At 41.8% G+C, this 22,342-nt stretch carries 19 protein-coding genes; 12 read left to right on the top strand and 7 right to left on the bottom strand.

Features of this window, described 5'->3' with window-relative positions:
• Positions 1-2 precede the first annotated feature (2 nt).
• Complete coding sequence (locus AB0756_RS27285; RefSeq protein WP_038071882.1) at positions 3-377, bottom strand: VOC family protein; 375 nt, start codon at positions 375-377, stop codon at positions 3-5.
• A gap of 351 nt (positions 378-728) precedes the next feature.
• Here AB0756_RS27285 and AB0756_RS27290 point away from each other — a divergent pair, with 351 nt between their 5' ends.
• Positions 729-1,310, top strand: a complete 582-nt coding sequence (locus tag AB0756_RS27290) for a L,D-transpeptidase family protein (RefSeq protein ID WP_082051623.1) — start codon at positions 729-731, stop codon at positions 1,308-1,310.
• A 145-nt stretch (positions 1,311-1,455) separates the two neighbouring features.
• Complete coding sequence (locus tag AB0756_RS27295; protein ID WP_038071885.1) at positions 1,456-2,412, top strand: Rpn family recombination-promoting nuclease/putative transposase; 957 nt, start codon at positions 1,456-1,458, stop codon at positions 2,410-2,412.
• A 92-nt stretch (positions 2,413-2,504) separates the two neighbouring features.
• Here the strand turns inward: AB0756_RS27295 and AB0756_RS27300 are convergent, their stop codons facing one another.
• Entirely contained in the window at positions 2,505-3,329 is an 825-nt protein-coding gene (locus AB0756_RS27300) for a Cof-type HAD-IIB family hydrolase (protein WP_050045275.1), read from the bottom strand.
• A gap of 122 nt (positions 3,330-3,451) precedes the next feature.
• Here AB0756_RS27300 and AB0756_RS27305 point away from each other — a divergent pair, with 122 nt between their 5' ends.
• On the top strand, positions 3,452-4,207 hold the full coding sequence (locus tag AB0756_RS27305; protein WP_038071886.1) for a DeoR/GlpR family DNA-binding transcription regulator: 756 nt from the start codon (positions 3,452-3,454) through the stop codon (positions 4,205-4,207).
• 37 nt (positions 4,208-4,244) lie between these two features.
• Here AB0756_RS27305 and AB0756_RS27310 read toward each other — a convergent pair whose 3' ends face one another.
• The 4 genes from AB0756_RS27310 to rfbD all read right to left on the bottom strand — a co-directional run bounded on the left by AB0756_RS27310 (position 4,245) and on the right by rfbD (position 8,374).
• Complete coding sequence (locus AB0756_RS27310; protein WP_038071888.1) at positions 4,245-5,330, bottom strand: glycosyltransferase family 4 protein; 1,086 nt, start codon at positions 5,328-5,330, stop codon at positions 4,245-4,247.
• A gap of 171 nt (positions 5,331-5,501) precedes the next feature.
• On the bottom strand, positions 5,502-6,347 hold the full coding sequence (locus AB0756_RS27315; RefSeq protein WP_038071889.1) for a glycosyltransferase: 846 nt from the start codon (positions 6,345-6,347) through the stop codon (positions 5,502-5,504).
• A complete protein-coding gene (locus AB0756_RS27320) occupies positions 6,344-7,420 on the bottom strand; it encodes a glucose-1-phosphate thymidylyltransferase (protein ID WP_038071891.1) in 1,077 nt (358 codons plus the stop codon). Before AB0756_RS27320 ends, AB0756_RS27315 begins: the two co-directional genes overlap by 4 nt.
• A 66-nt stretch (positions 7,421-7,486) precedes the next feature.
• On the bottom strand, positions 7,487-8,374 hold the full coding sequence (rfbD, locus tag AB0756_RS27325) for a dTDP-4-dehydrorhamnose reductase (protein ID WP_038071892.1): 888 nt from the start codon (positions 8,372-8,374) through the stop codon (positions 7,487-7,489).
• Positions 8,375-8,636: 262 nt separating this feature from the next.
• On the opposite strand from rfbD, the gene AB0756_RS27330 reads away from it, so the two are divergent.
• Positions 8,637-9,824, top strand: coding sequence for a CAP domain-containing protein (locus tag AB0756_RS27330; RefSeq protein ID WP_038071894.1), 1,188 nt, complete (start codon positions 8,637-8,639; stop codon positions 9,822-9,824).
• A 194-nt stretch (positions 9,825-10,018) separates the two neighbouring features.
• Complete coding sequence (locus AB0756_RS27335) at positions 10,019-11,755, top strand: PPC domain-containing protein (protein WP_050045276.1); 1,737 nt, start codon at positions 10,019-10,021, stop codon at positions 11,753-11,755.
• Between the two features lie 60 nt (positions 11,756-11,815).
• Here the strand turns inward: AB0756_RS27335 and rfbC are convergent, their stop codons facing one another.
• Positions 11,816-12,361 (bottom strand): dTDP-4-dehydrorhamnose 3,5-epimerase, encoded by a 546-nt coding sequence (rfbC, locus tag AB0756_RS27340; protein WP_038071897.1) that lies wholly within the window; start codon positions 12,359-12,361, stop codon positions 11,816-11,818.
• 162 nt (positions 12,362-12,523) lie between these two features.
• On the opposite strand from rfbC, the gene AB0756_RS27345 reads away from it, so the two are divergent.
• The 7 genes from AB0756_RS27345 to AB0756_RS27375 all read left to right on the top strand — a co-directional run bounded on the left by AB0756_RS27345 (position 12,524) and on the right by AB0756_RS27375 (position 22,332).
• Positions 12,524-14,071, top strand: a complete 1,548-nt coding sequence (locus AB0756_RS27345; protein WP_038071899.1) for an anthranilate synthase component I — start codon at positions 12,524-12,526, stop codon at positions 14,069-14,071.
• 168 nt (positions 14,072-14,239) lie between these two features.
• Positions 14,240-14,518 (top strand): transcriptional coactivator PipX, encoded by a 279-nt coding sequence (gene pipX / locus AB0756_RS27350; RefSeq protein ID WP_038071902.1) that lies wholly within the window; start codon positions 14,240-14,242, stop codon positions 14,516-14,518.
• Complete coding sequence (locus tag AB0756_RS27355; protein WP_038071904.1) at positions 14,515-15,183, top strand: YggS family pyridoxal phosphate-dependent enzyme; 669 nt, start codon at positions 14,515-14,517, stop codon at positions 15,181-15,183. The genes pipX and AB0756_RS27355 overlap by 4 nt, the downstream gene beginning before the upstream one ends.
• 386 nt (positions 15,184-15,569) lie before the next feature.
• Entirely contained in the window at positions 15,570-16,160 is a 591-nt protein-coding gene (locus AB0756_RS27360; protein WP_038071906.1) for a cell division protein SepF, read from the top strand.
• Between the two features lie 89 nt (positions 16,161-16,249).
• On the top strand, positions 16,250-17,065 hold the full coding sequence (proC, locus tag AB0756_RS27365; RefSeq protein ID WP_038071908.1) for a pyrroline-5-carboxylate reductase: 816 nt from the start codon (positions 16,250-16,252) through the stop codon (positions 17,063-17,065).
• A 271-nt stretch (positions 17,066-17,336) separates the two neighbouring features.
• Complete coding sequence (locus tag AB0756_RS27370; RefSeq protein WP_050045277.1) at positions 17,337-20,018, top strand: DEAD/DEAH box helicase; 2,682 nt, start codon at positions 17,337-17,339, stop codon at positions 20,016-20,018.
• Positions 20,019-20,892: 874 nt separating this feature from the next.
• Entirely contained in the window at positions 20,893-22,332 is a 1,440-nt protein-coding gene (locus tag AB0756_RS27375) for an RtcB family protein (protein ID WP_038089453.1), read from the top strand.
• Positions 22,333-22,342: the final 10 nt, after the last annotated feature.

Raw genomic sequence — 22,342 nt, forward strand, 5'->3', positions numbered from 1 at the left:
TGTCATGGAGATTCCAAAGTAGAACCTTGTAAGCCAAAAAGATTTCCAAATGGGTCCCACATTTGACAGATTGCCTGGTTGTTCTCAATCGTTAATGGACCTCGGTAAAGTTTAGCGCCATGCTTTTGGGCAAGTTCCATTGCTTGATAAAAGCTGTCTACGCTCCAGTAAGCAATCTGACCTGCATTACCCGGTCGCATTTTCTCATCTGCTTGGTGGAAAAACATTTCAACATCGATGACATTAATAAGCGCTCCTCGTACTTCATTATTTATGTAAAAATACTTAATTGGTAGATTTAGGAGTTGGCTGTACCAATTAGCAGCGACAACAACATCATCTACGAAAAAAAAGACGGCTCGAATACCCTTGAACATTTGCCATGTCCCTCATTCAATAAAAACAAAGTGGTAGTTCATTAGATGTTATGGTTGTGCAAGTGTAAGAATAGCTGTAACCCCGTGAATGCGATCGCATTCAAAAGCCTTGGTAAATTACTACTTTGGTTAACCAAAACTATTGCTCGAACTTTTCTGTCAAACTCCCTTGCGGATTGAAAATTTTCTCAACTACACTAGCAGATAAGGTCTTCTATCTTTAGATATTTTTTTAATACCGTGCTTTGGAAAAGTTTTTCTAAAAATCATCAAAGATCTCTTCTTGGAATTGCCTTATTAGGAGTCGGTTTTTCAACATTATATCTTCTTTTAGCGCGTCAGGGATTTATTATGCCCTTTACGGAAATTCCAGAAGTACTGTGTTTAACAGGTTGTCTGTCACAACAAGTTTTGCATACTCCTCCTACAGGCAAAGAATTCTTGAACTACAACCAACCTCTTTCACAACTTATCAACAGTACAAATGTTAAGGATAAGACTTCTATTTTGATTGAAAAGTCAAAGCATAGGCTCACGATTTACTACGAGCAAAAACCATTAAAGTCTTACCCTGTCGTTTTCGGTGGTAATCCAACAGGAGATAAGTTACAACAAGGCGATAATCGTACTCCAGAAGGTGTCCTGCGTATTAAAGACTTATACCCTCACCCGCAATGGTCAAAGTTTCTGTGGTTAGATTATCCCAACCCTCAATCCTGGAGAAAACATTTCCAAGCAAAAACTCAAGGTAAAATTGCTTGGTCTCAGCCTATCGGTGGCGAAGTTGGTATTCACGGTGTTCCTCAAGGCGGCGACAACACGATCGACGATCGCACGAACTGGACATTGGGATGTCCTTCTTTGAAGAACAAAGATGTAGAGGAATTATATCAGGTTGTACAAAAGGGTACATTGGTAGAAATTGTTCCTTGACTGAGGACTAATGAAGAATCAAGGATTTGAAACTCAAGTAAGTGGTTTTTACCTGTATAGCACGGCTTACAATTGCCCAGACAAAAATAAATTGAGGCTTGGCACACATCCTCCTAAAATAATAGGAATGTTTATCTAGGCTGATATGAAAACCGACTCAATTTTTTACCGTCTATTTCAAACATTTCCGGAGGCTTTTTTTGAACTTATTTCCCAGCAAAAAACGGAAGCAAGTGCTTATGATTTTGCTTCCGTGGAATTAAAACAAACAGCTTTTCGGATAGATGGAATATTTCTTCCCACTCCTAATTTAAAGGAAAAACCAATTTTCTTTGTTGAAGTTCAATTTCAGAAAGATCCCGAACTATACGCCAGGTTATTCTCGGAAATTTTTCTCTACATACGTCTTTACGCGCCAACTAAAAAGTGGCGAGCCGTTGTAATTTTTGCTAGACGTAGTATGGAGCCAATGGAAGTAGATCCATTTGTGAATTTACTGGGAAGCGATCAAGTCATATGTTTGTATTTAAACGAGCTAGGGGATATAGCTGAACAATCCTTGGGAGTTGGAATCATGAAGCTAGTTGTGGAGACAAAAAAACGTACTCCACGAGCAGCGCAAAATTTAGTTGACAAAGCACGTACAGAACTTCCCAAACAGGCACAACAGCAAGTGTTAGACTTGATAGAAACAATTGTACTGTACAAACTACCACGTATTAACCGTCAGGAGTTAGCTAAAATGTTCAGATTGAGCGATTTTGACATCAAGAAGACAAGGTACTACGAGGAAGTTCGCGAAGAAGTCAAAGAGGAAGTTCGCGAAGAAGTCAAAGAGGAAGTTCGCGAAGAAGTCAAAGAGGAAGTTCGCGAAGAAGTCAAAGAGGAAGTTCGCGAAGAAGTCAAAGAGGAAGTTAAGCAGGAAGAAGTACTGCAGTTAGTTGTGCGTCAACTTGAACGCCGCATAGGCGGAGTGGCTCAGCAATTGCAACAACGCATGACTCGGTTATCAGTAGCGCAACTAGAGAATTTAGCTCTTGCACTGTTAGATTTTTCTAATGAATCAGATTTATTGACGTGGTTGCAAGAGAATTCTAATTAATGGGGTTAGAGAAGTGAGAAAGCGATCGCCTGTTTGAGGCTGAAAGACAAAGTGCGGAGTTATTTCTTGAGAGAGTAGAGCAAAGAGCCACCTCAGTTGGAAGCTAACGCCATTGCAACAGCACGGGCGAAACTAGTCTCTGGATTACCAGGGGAAGCCACAAGTTTTGCTGATTTTTTAGCACTTGGACAAGCGTGAGACATTGCAATTCCAAGACCCGCCCAAGAGAGCAGAGGTACGTCGTTGTGACCATCGCCAAAAGCAACAACTTCACTTTGTTTGACACCATAATGCTGAGCGACGGCTGCTACGCCGACTGCCTTATTAACTTCCATCGCTATAAAATCTAGATTTTCTGGATCTGTTGGTATGATGTTGAGTTGTTCCTGATAGCGTGCCTTTGCAACTTGATGCAGTGCTGAAATACGTTCGGGTTCTCCACTCCACATCACCTTCTGTGGTGCTTCATGCAGATTTTGAACGAGCTTGCTGTCTACTCTCACCTCTTCACCAGTGCGCTTTTGGTACAAATCCGTCCAAACATTCTTCTCGCTGACACGCACTCCATCACTGTAGTAGCAGATGAGAGTTAAGCCGTAAGCTAGCCCATCTGCCATGACCTGACTTGCAAGATTGACAGGTACTAATTGCTGTTGCAGGATATTGCCTGTTTCTGCGTCTTTGACTAATGCCCCATGAGTGGACACAATCAAACCGCGCAAACCAAGCTGTTGGTGAAATTGCAGGATATTCTGATGTTTGCGTCCGGAAGCAAGTACCACGTGAATACCGAGGTTAGTCAACAATTGCACTGCGGCTTTGTTCTCAGAACTAATCTGTTTGTCAAGACCAAGTAAAGTATCATCAAGGTCGATAGCGGCAAGCTGGTAAGGTGTTGTACGAATAGCCTGTTTCATAGTCTTCTCTTCTACATACAATGGAAAAATTCAAGCAACGCTATGCGTTTAAACTTATATATAAGATTATAAATGCAAAAAACAGCAAAAACAAATAAAAAAATGCATAAAAACGCAAATCTATGTTGAACGCTGAAAGAAAACAGTTTATTCTAGAATCCCTACGCCGTGAAGGAAAGGTGCTTTCATCCGACTTGAGCAGCCATTTGAATGTTTCAGAAGACACCATTCGTCGGGACTTACGAGATTTGGCTGAAGCTGGATTACTGATGCGCGTACACGGTGGTGCGTTACCTGTTTCCGGTCAAGCACTTACCTATACCGCAAGGCAAAGCCAAGCTCAAAAAGCGAAGGTAGCCATTGGAAAGGCAGCTGCGGGTTTAGTTCGTTCGGGACAGGTGGTGCTGTTGGATGGTGGTACAACGACACTACAAGTTGTAGAATATTTCCCAAAAGACTTACACGCTACAGTCATCACCCACAGTCCCCCAATTGCTGTAGCCTTAGTAGAAAATTCCAATATTGAGGTCATACTTCTTGGAGGAAGGCTTTTGAAAAATTCCTTAGTAGCAGTTGGGGCAGCAACTGTTCAGAGTTTGCGGAGTATCCGTGCAGATTTATGCCTGTTAGGTGTACGCAGCTTGCACCCAGATATGGGAATTGGCGTGCTCGATCTTGAGGAAGCTTATGTCAAACGTGCAATGATGGATAGTTCTGCTGAGGTCGTTGCGCTTGCGTCTGAGGAAAAATTGGGAACCGCAGCACCATATATTGTAGGTCCCCTCGATCAACTGACACATTTAGTGACTGAAAACACTGTGAGCGAGCAAGCCCTTCAGCCTTACAAAGCAGCCGGGATAACTATTATCCGTGCTTGAAGGAGTTTGGAAACAGGCGGGGCTTTATCCAAAGGAGTCAAAGATAGCGCGATAAAACCTCAATCGTCGCTATTCCTGTTTTTTCCCAACTGAATTGATTTGCCCTATGTATTCCTTTAAGAGAAAGATGCTGACGCAATTGTGAATCGGTTGCTATTAATTGCATAGCTTCGGTTATTTCTCCTACATTGTAGGGATCGATCGCAATAGCAGCATCACCAGCGACTTCTGGTAAAGAGGAAATATTAGATGTAATTACGGGCGTACCGCAAGCCATAGCTTCTAAAACTGGAAAACCAAATCCTTCCCAGAGACTGGGGAAAACTAGAGCGATCGCACGACCGATAATTTTGGGTAAATCTTGATAGGAAACATAGTCGAGGAATTTGATTTGATGCATAACATCAAGATCCTCAGCTAGTTTTTGCAGGCTTGGTGTGTAGCGTTTATCTTGTGGTCCGGCAAACCACAATTCATAATCTTTACGATCGGGTATTGCAGCAAAAGCTGAAATAAGTCTGAGTAAGTTTTTATAGGGGTCTTGTCGCCCAAGATAAAGAAAATAGGGAGGAGAATCTTGCCTGTCAGTCTCCAAAGAAACAGGGCAAAAACGACTGGCATCATAGGCTAAGGGAATGGGAGTAATTTTGCTTTCTGGTATGCGGTAAAACTGAGTGATATCCTTAGCTGTAGAATGAGAGTTACAAACAATATGCTGTGCTTGATTCAGCACTTGAGGAATGTAATAGCGGAAATAGTGTGTTAGTGGCGATGAAAGTTTGGGAAAGCGTATTGGAATAAGGTCATGAACCATGACAATAAAACGGCATTTTCCATATAAGGGAGCTTCCGGAATAGGTGAAAATATCAAACTAGATTCTAGCTTTTGATAAATTCGAGGTAGTTGAAATTGAGTCCATATAATACGGCTAAAATGCCCTTTTGTACCTTGAGCGGGTGTGAGGTTATCGGGAATTGAATAACAATTAAAATCTGGATATTTATCAGCTGTCAATAAAGTTGGCTGGAGAGTTTTTAAATAAGGAAAAAGATTTTTTGCGTAGTTACTTATACCAGTAGGCTGGGAGAAAACAACTGATAGATTAATTAATAATTTGCTCATTGAACACTGCGTTTTTGTTTTTAAAATACATGTAGTATCTTGTGGAATATCGCTATTATAAATTGGTAAGCATTGGCATTGTACCCTACTTAAGATTTTCCCGGTCGTATAACAATTTACTGTGTCAATCCCCGACTTCTTGAAGAAGCCGGAGATTTAAAGGGAGCTAATTTAAGAAAGCGATCGCCTCAAATACATCAAAACTCCAGAAAACTTACCAAATGCGACTTGAGGCTTAACAAACATCAAAACTATAGTATAGGCAAGCAAACGGATTAATCGAAGCAATAAAATAAAATTATTTGTATATTTCTCTAAAGTTATTAAATAACTATAAGTACTGTGTTTTATTTTTCTAAAAATGTATTTATTAGTAATTGAAGAGGGTTGATGAACCACGCCAAATCGCTTGGTTACTGCAACCGTATGTCCTTGAAGCCCATATCTTTTGCATAAATCAAAATCTTCATAGTAGAGAAAGTAAGTAGGATCAAATTGAGGAAAATTATCAAATTTACGGAGATTCACAATTAAGCTGCAACCCGATACCCAATCACACGTCACGTACTCTGTCTCTGTGTTTGTTAATAAGTCTTGAGTGCTAATAGTTCCGGTTGCGGGAGTAAAGCATCCGCCTGCAAACCAAATTTCTCCCGTAGGGGTATGAATAATTGTACCCAAAATTGATACTTCGGGATTGGACTCAAAGAATAAATTAACTTTCTCTAAAGGGTTATCTGATAAATAAGCATCTGGATTGATAATCCAGACAATTCCTTGAGAGTCTTGCTCGTAAATCCATTTTAAGCCCATATTACAAGCACGACCAAAACCTAGATTATGAGTAGCATCAAAAATCAGTACAGATTCATTTTTGAGATCGTAAATAGAATTATCATCAGGGGAATTGTTAATAATTATAATTTTGCATTCAAAATGGTTCTTATCTGGTAAAGAACTGATTAACTTGGTAACGAGAGGAGTGGAAAAATAGTTAATTGTTAAAAAGTAAATCACGTTAATTCTATTTGACTATCATCACCAATAAGAAATCGCAAAGCTTTTGGACGACGCGGTGTAGCAGTCAACAGTGCTCGTTGTCCGATCGCGCTATCTACAATACGTTGATGAATTCCTACTATTTTAGCGCCTTCCAACAACACACTGTGTTCCACATCTGTCTCAATGAGAGTACAATCATTGGCAATGCTACTGTAGGGACCAATAAAACAGTTTTCTATATAACAATTGTTACCAATGATAACGGGTCCCCGAATTGTACAGTTGATGATTTTAGATCCACTCCCAATTTTTACCCGCCCAATAACTTGGCTTTGGGTATCAATGTCTCCGGAAAGAGAAGTCTTTAAGTAAGTATCAAGAATCAGCCGATTAGCTTCTAGCAAATCATCCTTTTTCCCCGTATCCAACCACCAACCTTCCAATTGACAAGCTACCACGTGTTTTTGATTGTCAATTAGGGATTGAATAGCATCGGTAATTTCTAATTCGCCTCTTGCAGAAGGTTTGATATTAGCGATCGCATCATGAATCACGTGAGAAAAGAAATAGACACCAACCAATGCAAGATTGGAAGGAGGGTCTTTTGGTTTTTCAATCAGCTGTACCACCCGACCTGTTTCATCAACCTTAGCCACTCCAAACGCACTGGGATTAGCAACCTGGCGTAAAAGAATCAAAGCATCTTGGTGATTTTGACTAAAAACTTCAAGAAAATGGCTTAAATCACCTTGTTGAATTAGATTATCTCCCAAATACATAAGAAATGGAGAATCCCCGAGAAAGGGACGAGCAACTTGAACAGCGTGAGCAAGCCCTGCAGGTCGATCCTGTAAGATGTAGGTGATATTAGCTCCGAAAAGTTCCCCATTCCCGGTTTTGGCTCTAACTTCTCCTCCCGTTTCCGGGCTAATAATGATGCCAATATCAGTCACCCCAGCACTGACCATTTCTTCTATGCCATACCATAGTATTGGTTTATTGGCAACTGGTACTAGTTGTTTTGCTCCCGTATAAGTGAGAGGACGTAGACGCGTACCTTTACCGCCTGAGAGAATCAATGCTTTCATAGTCATTTGCGATTGGGGATTGAGGATTAGAAATTGGAGATGGGTTATGACTCTGATTGAGCATAACTAAACACTCACAACTAACCACTCTTTAATCATTTGCCTGAGACTTTGCCGCCATTGAGGTGGATAAGTGCCCAAAACTTTGGTTATTTTGGCACAAGACAGCACAGAATAGCTAGGGCGACGGGCTAATGTTGGATATTCTGATGTCGAAATTGGGACAACACGTTGCACTTTCAAGGGAAACCCCAGCTGTTGTGCTTCTTCAAAAATTGTGACAGCAAAGTCGTACCAGCTAGCAACACCACTGTTAGTGTAATGATAAATTCCGGTCATTTCCGGACGAAGTTGGGGAAGAATTTGGGCGATCGCATCTGCAATATCTCTCGCCCAAGTCGGGCTACCAATTTGGTCAGATACAACGCGAAGTTCTTCTCTTTCTCCTCCAAGTCTCAGCATGGTTTTGACAAAGTTACTTTTGCCGAAACTTCCATATACCCAAGCCGTGCGAAGAATGAAGTAATTGGTACAAAATTTTTGAATAGCTTCTTCTCCTCTTAGCTTGGTTTTGCCATACACGCTTAAAGGATTGATGGTGTCAGTCTCCAAGTAAGGACGACTATTATTACCATCAAAAACATAATCAGTAGAGATATGGATCAGAGAAGCACCGAATCGTTCGGCTTCTTCAGCTAAAATTCCTGGTGCTATGCCATTGACAGCCATTGCTGCTTCCACTTCACTTTCAGCTTTGTCAACAGCGGTATACGCAGCAGCGTTGATAATAATTTGAGGTTTGTTTTCTCTAATGATACTGCGTAGAGTATCTGGTTTGGTCATGTCTATGGTTGGACGTGCCACTGCGACGGTATTTCTGTAGGGGGTCAGGATTCTTTGCAGTTCTGTACCCACTTGACCGTTGCTACCAATCAGCAGAATGGATTGACTCATTTTTCCCTTAGCCTAGCAACAGTGAATATAGATTATCACCGATCTCCTGCATAAATCCGGAAAATTCCTCAGTAAATTTATGTATTTTAGCTTACAAGCATTTTGGTCTTTATTTTGATACCATAAGTCCTTGTGTTCCCATTTAACATTTCTTCTCAAACTCTAAACTTTGAAACTTCTCTATTTTCAAGGTTTAAAGTCTTATGGCATAGGGAATACCAAGGTAAGACCAACCCATTAAGTATCTCTTTGAACTCTACCTATGTCCGTAAATTCATTTGATGTAAATTTTTATCGAAGTGCCAATCCAGACCTCAAAAACTTGACAGATGCACAGGCGCTGTCGCATTTTCAAAACTTTGGTCTAGCTGAAAATCGTCTCTTCTCTCCGTTAGTTGACTTGTCCTTCTACCGTGCTAGCAATCAAGATTTAGCAAATTTCAGTAACCAACAAGCTTACGACCATTTATCCAATTACGGTATTTCCGAAGGACGGCGGTTTTCACCCTTTGTCGATCTCAACTTCTACCGTCAGAACAACGGTGACCTTACAGGCTTAAGCAACGAGCAACTTTTTGACCATTTACGAATTGCTGGTTTAACCGAAGGTCGCCAAGCATCGTCCTTTGTTGATATCAGCATGAGTCGCGACTATGCTGGTAATGCGTTAAATCTGGCTCGTAACGTTGTTTTAAATTCCCAGACAGTTGTCTATAGGGAATCTATTGGTGACGGAGATCGAGATGATTTCTATCGTATAGAGCTGAATACTCAAAATAACAGCTTTCAGTTGAGACTCAATGGTTTGAGTGCTGATGCAAACGTACAACTACTGACTGGTAACGGACAAATTATTTCAGCATCTACTAGCGCTGGTTCTGTAAATGAAGCATTAAGTGTAAGCGATTTACAAGCTGGTACTTATTACATTCGAGTTTATCAAGGTGTTAGCGGTGCAAATACTAACTATAATTTGGGCTTATCTGTTGCACCTACATCATCACCTGTAGCCACTTCAGCCCCACAACCTTTAAGTCCAAGTAACAATTCTTTCATACAGAGTATTTTAGACTTGACAAACGCAGAACGCTTGAAAGCAGGCTTGCAACCCCTACAGTTGAGTGACAAGTTAAATAATTCAGCCCAGACACACGTTCAAAATATGGCAAATAAAGACTTTTTCAATCATACCGACCCTAATGGTTCGTCTGTAGGCGATCGCGCCAAAGCATCGGGTTTTCAATATTCTGCTATTGGTGAAAATATTGCCGCAGGTCACTCAACTGCTCAAGAGGTTTTTCAAGCATGGATGAACAGTGCAGGACATCGTGCCAATATATTAAATCCAGTATTTCAATTCCTTGGAGTTGGATACTATTACCTTGCCAATGACACGGGCAGTGTTAATTACAACCACTATTGGGTTCAAGATTTAGGCACTCTTGGTTGACGGAAAAAACTTTTCTTACCGTTTGGTAAGAAAAAACTGGGGCATCTACTACTCTGGCGTTCTTTTAGGATATGCCTCATCAATATTTTGTGAAAAAAGTTTTGAATTTCCGTATTTTTATGGATAAGAACCAATAGGACATGGGGAACACTAGAAATATCAAAAGTGTTCTAAAAAGTTTTTAAACTTTAACTATGTCCGTAAATTTATTTAATGCTAGTTTCTATCGCTCTGTTAATTCTGACTTAGCGAACCTCAATGATGCTCAATTACAGTCCCACTTTCAAATAGCAGGTTTAGATGAAGGTCGTCGCTTTTCTCCAATTGTAGATCTGAACTTTTATCGTTCAAGTAATAATGACCTAAGAAACTTTAGTAACCGTCAAGCTTACGAGCATTTGCAAAACTATGGTGTAAGCGAAGGGCGAAAATTTTCACCCTTTGTTGACCTCAACTTTTACCGCAATTATAACGGCGATTTAGCTAGCTTCAACAACGAGCAACTCTTTAACCATCTAAACTTTACTGGTGTAAGCGAAGGGCGAAAATTTTCACCCTTTGTTGACCTCAACTTTTACCGCAATTATAACGGCGATTTAGCTAGCTTCAACAACGAGCAACTCTTTAACCATCTTCAAATTGCTGGCATTGTTGAAGGGCGTCGATTTTCACCGGTTGTTGACCTCAATTTTTACCGTAATGTCAATCCTGACTTAGCCAGTATGACCAACGAGCGGGCTCTACAGCACTTGGTTCTTACAGGTGTTGAGGAAGGAAGGTACTTTTCTCCATTTGTTGACATCAATCGCTATCGGGCTGCCAACCCCGATTTATTCGCTGCAGGTTTTAATAACAAGCAACTGTTCGAGCACTTAGTTAGCTATGGAATTGCTGAAGGGCGAAGATTTTCAGTTTCTTATAATAGGAATTATTATTACAGTAATAATGCTGACTTAAGAGCAGCAGGTTTATCTAACACTCAGCTGTTTGAACACTTTCAGAGATATGGTTTGCAGGAAGGACGCGCTTCCTCTGAATCCTTTAATGTCAGTTACTACCTAGCCAATAATTCTGATTTAAAAGCATTAAACTTCAGCAACGAGCAGGCGCAACAGCACTTTGAGATTTATGGATTTTTGGAAAATCGTCTAGCAGCCCTACCTGGCTCTTTCTCTCCATCTCCTAATCGAGATGACAATGCTTTGAACAGTGCTTTTAACATTGGTTTTCTTAATGGAAGCCGCAATTTAAACAACCAGCTTATTGATTCAAGCGATCGCAATGACTATTATCGCTTGACCCTAACTCAAACGAGTTACTTTAACTTATCCTTAACCGAGTTAAGCGATTACGCTGATATTGAAATTATTTTTGATGCTAATGGTAACGGAGTTTATGATTCCAACGAACTGTTGTACGACGGTTATGGTAGCAGTAACCAACAGGGTTCAATTAGCGCAACATTAGGAGCGGGAACTTACTTCATTCGGATCTTTTCTGAAGACTCAAACACTAACACCCACTATACACTGGGAATATCAGCAACAGCTGCTCCACGTACAACACCAAAAGATCCGGGCAACACTTTTGGTACAGCCGTTGATTTTGGTACGTTAAATACACAGCGTAGTTTTACAGATTTTGTAGGTAGTAGCGATCGCAACGATTACTACCGCTTTAGTTTAGACCAAACTAGCAACTTTAATCTATCGTTAGGTAGTTTAAGTAGCTATGCAGACGTAGAGTTAATTTTTGATAGTAACGGCAATGGTATATACGATGCCAATGAAAAGTGGTATCAATCTGATGGCAATCCTTGGAGAAATGGTACAATTAGCTCGACATTAGGAGCTGGTACTTACTTTATTCGTGTCTATACTGCCGATCTCATAGATAATACTAATTACACTCTTGAAATAGTTAATAGCTAATAGCTAACTGCTAATTGACGATCGGTCTTCCATTAGCCATTAGCCATCAGCCATTAGCTCTTACAAAAAAATATCAGCTGTTTTGAAAGATTGACCGGCAGCATCTTTGGGAGATAGGATAGGCGGGTTTGTTAAATTCCAATCTATTGCTAAATTGGAATCGTTCCAAACAATACACCGATCGTATTTGGGTGCATAATAATCTGTAGTTTTGTATAGAACTTCGGCTGTTTCTGAACGGACAACAAAACCGTGGGCAAAACCGGGGGGTATCCATAATTGTCGTTTATTCACATCACTGAGTTCGCAGCCAACCCATTTGCCGAAAGTGGGAGAACTTTTTCTAATGTCTACAGCTACATCAAAGATAGTGCCAGCGATCGCACGAATAAGCTTTCCCTGTGGTTGTTGAATTTGGTAATGCAATCCCCGCAAGACATTATGTTTTGAGGCTGAGTGATTGTCTTGTACAAAATTGACAAAAATACCTGTTTGCTCTGTAAAAATTTGATAATTGAAAGCTTCAAAGAAAAAGCCTCGTTCGTCTTGAAAGACTTTTGGTTCGATAATTAGAACTTCAGGGATTTCCGTAGTGATAATATTCATTGACCCAATCTGGCAATTTAAAATTAAACGATATAGATAAGAATTGAAGGTGGTTAATATTTAACAGCATAGTGCAATATGGGTTTAGAAAAATATTTTGGCAAAAATAGCCAATTGCCATATATACTTAACTGCATTCGTGGCTCGTTCTGATAAAAGATGATGACAAAGCCTTGGTATTGGCGATCGCTTCCCTTAGAAAATCGTACAGGTTCTGATATTTTCATTGCTTTATTTCGCCATACCTCCCAATATAAAATTGCCACTTTACTGGAAAGCCCTTACCCAACACCAACAGATTGTCCCCACCTGGCTCAATATTCTATTTGTGCTGGCGCACCTCGGGTTGTTGATGGAGTTCCACGAATGTGGACACCACCACTTGGAGAAGTTTTACCATTTTTAGACAAGTTGCTACGGGAACAACGGGAAATGTCACCCCTACCCCCCCCTCCTCCTCTTCCCTTCACAGGCGGTTGGCTGGGTTGGTTGGGCTATGATGTGGCATGGGAAATTGAACAGCTACCTTTCAACAAACCCGACCTCTTACCATTTCCAGTAGCTTTTTGGTACGAACCAGAGTGCTTCGCTGTCCTAAACCACAAAGAGCAAATTTTATGGCTAGCCGCTAGTAGTCCTGTTGGACTCGATGAGCTTGAGAAGAAATTAGAAGCAGCAGACGACAAGGGAATACGATCCACCTCAGCCCCGAGTCATCAGAACGCACCTCCCCACCTCTCCACGCCCTTCTTCCACGTATCTCAACAACAATACGAGGCAGCAGTTAACCGTGCAAAAAAATACATTCAAGCTGGAGATATCTTTCAGGCAAATCTGTCGCTGCGTTTTGAAATACAAACAACAGCTTGTGGTTGGGACGTATATCGGGTTCTGCAACAGATCAATCCTTCTCCGTTTGCAAGCTACTGGCAAACTCCTTGGGGGGAAGTCGTAAGTTGTTCCCCAGAAAGGTTAGTACAACTACAAAAATATGGAGATACAAAATGTTATGCATCTACAAGACCTATTGCCGGGACGCGATCGCGTGGAATGACACCTAGCGAAGATCGACAGTTGGCGCAAGAACTACTGAACAATACCAAAGAACGCGCCGAACACGTTATGCTTGTGGACTTAGAACGCAATGATTTAGGGCGAGTCTGTGAATGGGGAACTGTGACTGTTGATGAATTATTGACAATTGAGCGTTACAGCCACGTCATGCATCTTGTCAGCAATATCAAAGGAGCTCTAAAATCTGAATGTAATGCCCTTGACTTAATTCGTGCCATGTTTCCTGGCGGCACAATTACAGGTTGCCCTAAAGTGAGGTGCATGGAAATTATTGAAGAACTCGAACCAACACGGCGCAGCTTGTTCTACGGTTCATGCGGCTATTTAGATTGGCGGGGTAATTTGGACTTAAATATTCTTATCCGTACTCTTCTATTAGCTCCTTGTACTGTAAAAGACAAGGGTAACAAGGGAGACAAGGCAGAAGAATTAATAATCAATGCCCATGCCTCAATCCCCAAGCCAAAATCCTCAATAAATACTGTCTGGGGACAAGTAGGAGCTGGAATTGTAGCAGACAGCGATCCTGAGAGAGAATGGTATGAATCGCTGTATAAAGCACAAGCACAACTTCAAGCTCTAGCAGCAGTCTTAAATCAAAAGCCTTTCAGTGGTGAGACTAGAAACTGTAATTGAAGCTATTAGTTAATGACTTCTCTTGGAATAGCTCTTGACTAATAGCTCGTGACAAAATCTAATGGTTTTACACTACTTTGGCACTTTTCAGCAAAAATTCAGCGACACATCCATCACTGTCAGAGTTTTTGCACCTTTATTGATACATTCATCATCAAACAGTATTAAATGTACTCAGAAAACTCGGAAACTTACATAAATCATCCAACTTGGGGTTTGCTTTATAGGATTTGTATGGTGGACGAGAACCAGGAGTTGTTCACTACGCTTTACGCACAGCGCTTGTTCTTTTTAGTAACAACTGATGCAAAGGGTCTCAAATTCCAGTCAATTGGACGTACAGAAGCAAGAATGTTATTAGAAACCCGTTTACGGAATTTACGACGTAGCGGACAATCACAAGAGTACGATCAGCTTCACAGTGTTTTCCAACGCACCTTCCAATGAGTAGTTCGCCCAAGGAACGTATTATTGCCATTCAGTCCTCTCTCCCAAGTTCAGTTCGGTTAATTGCTGTTACCAAGCAAGTCACCTCTGAAATGATGCGCTATGCCTATGCTGCCGGGATTCGCGATTTTGGAGAGAGTCGCATCCAAGAGGCAGCAACCAAACAACGTGAGTTGCAAGATTTACCAGATATTACCTGGCACTTTATTGGTCACTTGCAAAGCAACAAAGCAAAACTTGCCATAGAACACTTTGAGTGGATACATTCTGTGGATAGTTTGAAACTGGCTCAACGCTTAAACCAATTAGCACAGCAATTGGGACGAAGCCCTTTTGTTTGCCTGCAAGTGAAAATCAAGAGCGATCCTAACAAGTCAGGTTGGACTGTACCACAGTTACTAGAAGATTTATCACAACTTAATGAGTGTAAAAATCTACAAATTAATGGTTTGATGACAATTCCACCACTGGGATTAAATGATTCCGAGATACTGGATGTGTTTTATCGCACTCGAGACCTAGCTAGAGAAATTCAAGACAAAAATTTATCTAACATAAAAATGCACCAACTGAGCATGGGTATGTCAGGCGATTACCAACTGGCAATACAAGCAGGTACAACGATGGTCAGATTGGGAACCATTTTATTTGGTGAAAGACCTTAAACGGATAAAGGATGAAGGATAAAAGCTTTATTCTCAATTTGTTACATACTTACGAGTGCCTGAGTGCCTTTGCTAGCTACACTTCATCCTTCATCCTTTTATTTGAGTCAACGCTTATAAAGATTAAAAAAAATAAAAGATTAAAAAAAGGATGTCATAAACTTCCCCTAGCGTTCTAGTTAAGTTATAATCTGGACTCATTATTGTGTGCAAGACAATATAAGGGACAGACCAGGGGGCATTTTCTGTTCATAAAACAAAACGTAATAGATGCTACAAACAGCGCTAAAATTTGCTGGGTTATATCTGACCATTGTAGCAGTGAGAGTTGACTGAGTTATTTTAGTCACTACAGTCAATAGTGATTGGCACTAGGAGCGCAAACCATGAACAATATATTTTCTAAGCTGAGAGACTTCGTTGGTCTAAATGAGCCAGTAGAGTATTACTATGAAGAAGAACCCGATACAGAAAGCTACCAAAATCTGTATCAGGAACAAAATGCGTCTCAACAAACACCACAAGAACCTACACCAGCTAATCGACGTTGGCGCGAACCTGTGCCTACAATAGGAAATGATATAGCAGCAGGTTCTAAGCCGATGAGTAATGTTATTGGTATGCCAGGAGCAATGAATGGAATTTCAGAAGTATTGGTGCTAGAGCCACGCACCTTTGAAGAAATGCCCCAGGCAATTCAAGCATTGCGAGAGCGTAAGTCAGTTGTGTTAAATTTAACAATCATGGACCCAGATCAAGCACAACGGGCAGTAGACTTTGTTGCAGGTGGAACTTACGCGTTAGATGGACATCAAGAACGCATCGGCGAGAGCATATTCTTGTTTACACCAAGCTGCGTACAAGTGAGCACTCAGACGGGTGTTCTGCACGAAGTACCTCAACCACCTGCGCGTCCGCGCCCTACAACAACCCCAAATCAAACTTGGGGAAATGACGCCAACCGCGTAGCACAGTAGATATATGAGCGATAGGTCCTTTGTCTTTGTTATTTGTCCTTATTATAACGATAAATGACAATCGGCAGTTGACTTTTGGCAAATCATAAATGACAACTAAATTTGGCTTAATAGGCGGCGGGGTAATGGGAGAAGCGCTGTTATCCCGTCTTATTGCTCGTAAAATATACCAGCCATCAGAAGTTATAGTTAGCGAACCGCAGCCCTCCCGGCAAGTTTTCTTACAGGAGGAGTACGGCGTGACTTTAACACCAGATAATCGTTTGGTGTTTACACAAGCAACAGAAGTCCTATTTCTGGCAGTTAAGCCCCAGGTATTTAGCGCGATCGCTCAAGAATTAGCAGATGTCATACCCACAGGTTCAAAACCTTTAGTCATTTCCATATTGGCAGGTGTGACTCTCGGTCAATTAGAAGCAGCTTTTCCTCACATACCCGTCATTCGGGCAATGCCAAACACCCCTGCGACTGTAGGGGCGGGAATGACGGCAATATGTATGGGGGCATATACCAAGGCACATCACCAAGAAATAGCAAAGAAACTTTTTTCGGCAGTAGGAGAAGTCGTAGAAGTTTCAGAAAGCTTGATGGATGCAGTCACAGGGCTATCGGGTTCGGGTCCGGCTTACGTAGCGCTCATGGTAGAAGCACTTGCGGATGGTGGAGTCTTCTCAGGTTTACCAAGAGCAATAGCCAACCAACTTGCCCTACAAACCGTACTGGGAACAGCAAAGCTTCTCCATGAAACAAAAATTCATCCAGCAGAACTTAAAGATCGCGTTACCAGTCCTGGTGGTACGACAATTGCTGGCATTGCTCAACTAGAGCAAGCTTCTTTTCGTTCGGCTTTAATTCAAGCAGTTAAAGCCGCTACAGCACGCTCTCAGGAATTGGGTCGTGGCTAATGGTTAATGGTTAATGGCTAATGGCTAATGGCTGATGGCTAATGGCTAATGGCTAATGGCTAATGGCTGATGGCTGATGGCTGATGGCTAATGGCTGATGGCTAATGGCTGATGGCTGATGGCTAACGGCTAACGGCTAATGGCTAATGGCTGATAGCTGATGGCTGATGTTGAATTAGCAATTAGCAATTAGCAATTAGCAATTAACAATCGCCTAAGTTGACAAAAGACTGGTTAATATAGTAGATGATATGGTTGCAATTAAGATTGAGTGAACTATCCTGCGCTGTCTCCTGAAGTTGACCCAAGTTCGATCTTCCCTTTTGAACTGGATCGGTTCCAAAAGGAAGCGATCGCGTCTCTGAACGCCGGACGCTCTGTTGTTGTGTGTGCGCCCACGGGTTCAGGTAAAACGTTAATAGGGGAATATGCTATTTATCGCGCCCTGTCGCGAGGAAAGCGAGTTTTCTACACGACTCCTCTCAAGGCACTCTCAAATCAGAAACTGCGAGACTTTCGCGAAAAATTCGGTTTTGATAATGTCGGTCTCTTGACTGGAGACGCCTCGATCAACCGAGATGCATCGATATTGGTTATGACCACAGAGATTTTTCGCAATATGCTCTATGGTACGCCTATCGGACAAGTTGGGATTTCTTTGGCAGATGTTGAGGGGGTGGTGCTTGACGAGTGCCATTACATGAACGATCGCCAACGGGGAACAGTTTGGGAAGAATCCATCATATATTGTCCCCGGACTGTTCAACTTGTAGCCCTGTCAGCAACGGTTGCTAATAGTGATGAACTGACCGACTGGTTAAATCAAGTTCACGGTCCCACAGACTTGATTTACTCAGATTTTCGACCTGTCCCTTTAGAATTTCACTTTGGGACAACAAAAGGGTTATTTCCCCTATTAAATGACGACAAAACCAAAATTAACTCCCGCCTTATTAAGAAGAAGAAAAAGGGAGACAAAGAAAAAGGTAAAAACGTAAGAGCTGAAGCACCTGAAATTACTCACGTTCTGACCGCACTCCAAGAACGGGATATGTTACCAGCTATTTACTTTATCTTTAGTCGCCGGGGTTGTGATAAAGCCGTGGGAGAAGTCGGCGACCTCTGGCTTGTTAATAGAGAAGAAGCGCAGCAGTTACGCAGGCAAATTGACGAATTTTTAACACGAAATCCAGATGCAGGTCGCTCCGGACACGTTGGACCTTTATACCGGGGGATTGCGGCGCACCATGCGGGAGTATTACCTGCTTGGAAAGTACTGGTAGAAGAACTTTTTCAGCAAGGGCTGATTAAAGTTGTATTTGCTACCGAAACTTTGGCAGCTGGGATCAATATGCCAGCCAGAACAACAGTCATTTCTACCCTTTCCAAACGTACCGATACAGGACACCGCTTGTTGAATGCTTCTGAGTTTTTGCAAATGGCAGGAAGAGCAGGTCGTCGGGGGATGGATGAACGGGGTCATGTGGTGACGCTGCAAACTCCTTTTGAAGGAGCAAAGGAAGCAGCTTATTTAGCGACATCTAAACCAGATCCCTTGGTCAGCCAGTTTACACCGAGTTACGGCATGGTGCTAAACCTACTGCAAACTCATACGGTTGAACAATCAAGAGAACTGATAGAACGCAGTTTTGGTCAATATTTGGCAAACCTTCATCTCAAACCACAGTATGAGTACATAGAATATTTAGAAACGCAATTAGGCGATCTTCAAGCGCAGATTGAAGCAGTTGATGAAGGGGAACTCGCTGTATATGAAAAATTGCGACAACGCTTGCGGGTAGAACGTCAGTTATTGAAAACGCTGCAAGAACAAGCTCAAGAAACCCGACAAGAAGAATTGGCAATGATGTTGGGGTTTGCCGTATCGGGAACGCTTTTGAGTCTTAAGAGTAAAAACTTTACAATGCCCGCGCCAATTCCAGCCGTTTTGGTGGGGAAAACACCAGGTCCTTCTCAAACGAGTTATTTAGTTTGTTTGGGGCGAGATAATCGGTGGTATGTCGTAACACCCTCGGATGTGTTGGATTTGTATGCAGAATTACCCAGAATAGAAGTGCCTGCGGATTTACTCCCACCACCAGAGATACCTTTGAAACGGGGACAAACACTTGCAGGTAATTGGGAAACAGCCGCAATAGCCCAACAGATTCCCGACCCCAGTGGAACTGAATATATGGCTCCAGAAGTTGCAGAACAGTTAAGCCGCCTTGTTGCAGTACAGCAGCAATTAGAGGCTCATCCCTTGCATCAGTCTGGTAATGTGAGCAATCTTTCCAAACGAAAAGTACGTGTTGCTGAATTAAAAGAAGAAATTCAGGAGTTGCGATCGCAAGTTGAGCAAGAATCCCAGCGTCATTGGGAGGAATTTCTAAATTTAATTGCAATTCTACAGCACTTTGAATGTCTGGTTGATTTGGTTCCTACAGAATTGGGACAGAGTGCTGCAGCCCTTCGAGGAGAAAATGAATTATGGTTGGGCTTGGTACTTGCTAGTAAGGAACTAGATAATTTAGATCCGCAACATTTAGCAGCGACAGTAGCAGCATTGGTGACCGAAACACCACGTCCTGACAGCAAAGTTAACTTTGAGATCTCCTCCAGCGTGGATGAGGCTTGGACGAGACTGCAAAAAATTCGTCGTTCCGTACTTAAAGTTCAATACCGCCATGGTGTAGCATTACCCGTAGGTTTGGAGACTAAATATATCAATTTGGTTTCTTTAGTAGAACAATGGGCATTGGGAATGGAGTGGGTAGAATTATGCGATAGTACAAGTTTAGATGAGGGCGATGTGGTAAGAATTTTACGCCGGACTTTAGATTTACTTTCACAAATTCCTCACGTACCCCATTTGTCAGATACCCTCCGCCGTAATGCCAATCGTGCAATGCAATTGATTGATAGATTTCCTGTTAATGAAGTTGTGGAATAGTATAGCAATCCCAAATCATTTTATGAGGGAACAGGCAACAGTGGAATGTTTTCAGCGGGAAATTCAACCCGCCTAAAACGTAACAAGGTTCAGATAAGGCTCGATCCCCCCTTTCGGTTGTAGGGTTGGGGGGATCTTCAAGGATTAGATATTGTTAACTGAACCGTATTAGCCTAAAACGAACGACTTCTTTAAGCAGTCGGGAATATGCGTCTTTTACTTGCTATGAATCAGAGAAGATTGCCATAACTTATTTGATTTAAATATACCTAGGGTGGGTAATATCCACCAAATAAGGCTTTAATAGGTATTATCCACCCAAATCACTGAAAATTTTTACGAATAATTTAGGGGGATACAAACTTTATGTTTAAAGAGGTTGCTCGTTACATCTCTACATTAAAAACATAAAAAGCAAAGGAAATTGGAAAATTAATAAGTGTGTAATTATACGATTTGGAATATTTATAAAAGTTATACTAAATATTAGGTTCTACCTGGGAATTACTTAGAAGTGGCTCTGCCACTTCTTTTTTTGAATGACAATAAACTCTATTTGGCAATAGTTGAAAATACTCAAAATACATATTTTGTGGCAAAATAGGAATCACAAATACAAAGAGCTTGCTACTCGAAAATTTTTGTGTTATTAATGTAGCACAGACATAAGTAGGAATTCTCCTGTCGTCTTCCCACAATTTCTGGGAAAACGACTTCCACTATTTTGTTGAGACGCGGCTGCTGAACCTAAGTCTCCTAAACCTCTTCAAAAAACAAAGCCATTGAGTTCAGAGTGATAAGTTCTGAGTCTTATTTTCATGATTTATGAAATTTGACGTAACGCACTCTTCTCACTGCTGAATTTGGAGTTTTCATGCAGCCAAAGAATTTAAAACGACTTTTGCAAGCTCTAGCCAAGCAAGGGCTTGATGTCAGTTACAACAACAATACGTACTCTATTCGTTTATCCAATACTCCTGATGCACCTGTAGCAGAAGTATTGCTTCCAGAAGGTTTTCCCGTAGAAGCAAAGGCGCTCAAACAACTAGCAAACTTAGCCAGCGTGAGCCATCCTGCTGGTGGATGTGTTTGTCGTGCTTGTGCAACACCGGATTTTCATCCCGGTGACGCCGGGATTGCCATTGGTTCAGTTATTGAAACAATCGGTCAAGTCATTCCTAGTGCTGTCGGTTCAGATATAAACTGTGGAATGCGCTTGCACGTTGCCAACCTGACAATTGACCAGTTTCTGGCAAAGCGCAACCAGTTTGTAGAACGCATGAAAGGGGACTACTTTTTTGGAACCCGTGATGTAACCATGACTGCTCGTACTATGCGAGCATTGTTTCAGCATGGTGTTCTTGGTTGGGTTGATGCCATGTTTAAGGAGCCTACAGGGAGTTTTGCCAAATCCGATCTTAATGAACTGCTTGCAGAGGGCGATCGCATCTTCTTAAACGGTTCAATGGAGGGAGATTGGAAACTTGCTCCTGAAGAATTAGTCCCTGAAGAGGGGCTAGTACGCGATGGCGGGCTTGCAACTATTGGATCTGGGAACCACTTTGTTGAAATTCAAAGAGTAGAACGAGTAGAAAATAGAGCATTAGCCCATGCGTGGGGAATTAAAGAAGGACAAATTGCCTTCATGATTCACTCTGGTTCTCGGAATGTAGGGAAGTATATTGGTGGAATGTGGCGAGACAAAGCGAAAGACGCTTGGCAAAAAGGGTTGAAGTATCCAGACTCTCGTATTTTTCCTTTATCCGTCCATTCTCAGCCCCAACTTGTCACTCAGTATTTGCAAGCAGAGGCGACAGCAGCTAATTATGGTTTTGTTAACAGACTTTTGTTAGCAGAATTGCTGCGTTTGCGTTTGCGCGAAGTCTATGGTGACGCAGACGCGCCACTAGTGTACGATTTACCGCACAACATCACATTGAGAGAGGGTGCGGGATGGGTGACTCGCAAGGGTGCTTGTCCCGCCTACGAAGGACAACCCGTAATTATACCGGGCTCCATGGGTGCGCCATCATTTCTAGCCGTGGGGAAAGGCAATTCCGCTTTTTGCTCGTCTGCTTCCCACGGTGCGGGAAGAGTGCTTTCACGCTTTGACCTGAGCCGTAAAGGAGCATCTCACAGTGAAGAAGCTTTGGGATTAACGGGCGTAGACTGTATTACGTTGCGGGAAGAACGCCGCATTGAAGAAGCGCCAGCTGCTTATAAACCCATACAACCCTTGATTGATGTGCAAGTACAGGCGGATATGGTAAGTGTTGTAGCAAGGTTAACTCCGGTTTTGACCTTTAAGGCTTGATATCTACCGA

This window comes from Tolypothrix campylonemoides VB511288_2, assembly GCF_045999855.1.
Taxonomy (GTDB): Bacteria; Cyanobacteriota; Cyanobacteriia; order Cyanobacteriales; family Nostocaceae; genus Scytonema; species Scytonema bouteillei_A.